Annotated in this window: 3 protein-coding genes; all 3 read left to right on the top strand. The window is 69.4% G+C overall.

Features of this window, described 5'->3' with window-relative positions:
• On the top strand, positions 1 to 183 hold a 183-nt coding region (locus tag QN152_13835), incomplete at its 5' end, for a sugar kinase (GenBank protein ID MDR7540582.1).
• An 88-nt stretch (positions 184 to 271) separates the two neighbouring features.
• Positions 272 to 1,546 carry an adenosylhomocysteinase gene (ahcY, locus tag QN152_13830; GenBank protein ID MDR7540581.1) on the top strand — a complete coding sequence of 425 codons (1,275 nt, stop codon included), beginning with the start codon at positions 272 to 274 and terminating at the stop codon, positions 1,544 to 1,546.
• 191 nt (positions 1,547 to 1,737) lie between these two features.
• A partial coding sequence (locus tag QN152_13825; protein ID MDR7540580.1) for a formate--tetrahydrofolate ligase occupies positions 1,738 to 2,856 on the top strand: 1,119 nt, incomplete at its 3' end.

Genomic DNA, 2,856 nt, shown 5'->3' with positions numbered 1-2,856 from the left:
CACGACGGCGACATCACCCCCGATGTGCTCAAGCGGGCGGTGATTCACGGCAGCGCGGTGGCCAGTTTCACCGTGGAGGAGTTCAGCCTGGACCGGCTGCGCCGCCTCACCCGGGCCGAGGTCGAGCGGCGCTATTGGGAGTTCACGCGACTGACCTACTTTGACGACGTGGTGCGGGACTGACCCGACCGCCGGCCGACCAGCCGGCCCGGGTGCACCCATCTGTCCGCAGCCTATCACGGTCACCAGAACCATCTTCTAAGGAGCATCCATGACGACATCGAACACGGTGCCGAGCGACATTCGCGACGCGAGCCTGGCGGCGGCCGGGGTGCAGCGCATCGAGTGGGCGGCGCGGGAGATGCCCGTGCTGCGCCAGATCCGGGAGCGGTTTGCCCGCGAGCAGCCCCTGCGCGGCCTGCGCCTGGGCGCCTGCCTGCACGTCACCACCGAGACCGCCAACCTGCTGCTCACCCTGCAGGCTGGGGGGGCCCAGGTGGCCCTGTGCGCCTCCAACCCCCTGTCGACCCAGGACGACGTGGCCGCCGCCCTGGTGCAGCGGTACGGCATCCCCACCTTTGCCATCAAGGGCGAGGACCACGCCACCTACTACCGCCACATTCACGCCGTGCTCGCCACCCGCCCCCAGCTGACGTTGGACGACGGCTGTGACCTGGTGGCCACCTTGCACAAGGAGCAGCCGGCGTGGCTGGAGGCGGTGTGGGGGGGCACGGAGGAGACCACCACCGGCGTGCACCGCCTGCGCAGCATGGCGCGGGCGGGGGCGCTGCGCTACCCGATCATCGCCGTCAACGAGGCGCAGACCAAGCACCTGTTCGACAACCGCTACGGCACCGGCCAGTCGACGATCGACGGGATTACGCGGGCCACCAACCTGCTGTGGGCGGGCAAGACGGTGGTGGTGGCCGGCTATGGCTGGTGCGGGCGGGGGGTGGCCAGCCGGGCGCGGGGGATGGGGGCGCAGGTGATCGTCACGGAGGTGGAGCCGGTGCGGGCGTTGGAGGCGGTGATGGACGGCTACCGGGTGCTGCCCATGGTGGAGGCGGCGGCGGTGGGCGATGTGTTCATCACCGTGACGGGGGATGTGAACGTGATCGACCGGGCGCACCTTGCGGTGATGAAGGATGGGGCGGTGATTGCCAACGCCGGGCACTTCAACGACGAGATCAACCTCACGGCGCTGGGCGAGCTGGCGGTGGAGCGGCGGGTGGTGCGGCCGCTGGTGGAGGCGTACCGGCTGGGGGATGGGCGGACGGTGTACGTGCTGGCGGAGGGGCGGTTGGTGAACCTGGCGGCGGGGGAGGGGCACCCGGCGAGCGTGATGGACATGTCGTTTGCCAACCAGGCCCTCTCGGTGGAGTACCTGGTCAAGGCCCGGGGCCAGCTGGCGGTGGGGGTGTACCCGGTGCCGGCGGAGTTGGACCGGGAGGTGGCGCGGCTGAAGCTAGCCAGCCTTGGGGTGCGGATTGACGAGCTGACGCCGGAGCAGGAGGCGTATCTGGCCTCCTGGGAAAGCGGCACCTAGTTGCCCCCACCCGGCTGGGGGGCCGGTTTGAGTCTACCGTTGAGATGACGGACCATAACGGCCGTCTACACGGTGTCAAATGGCAGGCCGGAGCCGCGGGCTAGCGCCGTGCAGCGTGCCCTCCATCGGGCGAGGCCGCCCGTGAGCGACGAGCCCACAGAGCACGACACTGAGTTTGCCGGAGGCGTCCAGTGAAGAGCGACCTGGAGATCGCGCAGGAAGCGGAGCTATGGCCCATTACTGACATCGCCCGTGGCCTAGGGCTCCTGGACGAAGAGGTGGAGCCCTACGGACGCTACAAGGCGAAGGTCTCCCTGGACGTGTTGTCCCGGCTCAGAGAACGGCCCAACGGCAAATACATTGCCGTCACTGGCATGACCCCTACCCCCCTTGGTGAGGGGAAGACGCTCACCACCATCGGTTTGGCCCAGGCACTGTGTCGCATTGGCCACACCGCCATCGCCACCATCCGCCAGCCCAGCCTCGGGCCCACGTTCGGGATTAAAGGAGGGGCCGCCGGCGGAGGCTACTCCCAGGTGGTGCCGATGGAGGACTTCAACCTCCACCTCACGGGTGACACCCATGCCGTGGCCGCCGCCCACAACCTCCTGGCCGCCCTCGTCGACAACCACCTGATGCACGGCAACCGCCTGGGCATCGACCCGCATACCATCACCTGGCCACGAGTGGTGGACATCTCCGACCGGGCGCTGCGGCAGATCGTGATCGGCCTGGGCGGGCGGGAGAACGGGGTGCCGCGCGAGGCCCGCTTCGACATCGCCGTGGCCTCCGAGGTGATGGCGGTGCTCGGCCTGGCTAGCGACCTGCTCGACCTGCGCGCCCGCCTGGGACGGATCATCGTGGCGCAAACGCAGGACCGGCGGCCGGTCACGGCGCAGGACCTGGGCGCCGCCGGGGCGATGACGGTGCTGCTGCGGGAGGCGCTGCGGCCCAACCTGCTCCAGACCCTGGAGCACACGCCGGTGTTCGTGCATACCGGCCCGTTCGGCAACATCGCCCACGGCAACTCCTCCCTGGTGGCCGACCAGATTGGGCTCAAACTGGCGGACTACGTGGTGACGGAGAGCGGCTTTGGCAGCGACCTCGGCTTCGAGAAGCTGTGTGATATCAAATGCCGGGCGGGTGGCCTGCGCCCGGATGCCGCCGTGATCGTCTGCACGGTGCGGGCGCTTAAGGCCCACTCCGGCCGCTACCGGGTAGTGGCCGGGCGACCCCTGGATCCCGGTCTGCAGCGCGAGGACCTGAGCGCGGTGGAGGCCGGGCTGGGCAACCTCACCAAGCACATCGAG

Source organism: Armatimonadota bacterium, assembly GCA_031459715.1.
Classification (GTDB): Bacteria; Sysuimicrobiota; Sysuimicrobiia; order Sysuimicrobiales; family Humicultoraceae; genus Humicultor; species Humicultor tengchongensis.
Note: the sequence above shows the minus strand (reverse complement) of the source record. Positions and strands in the feature narration are given on the sequence as shown.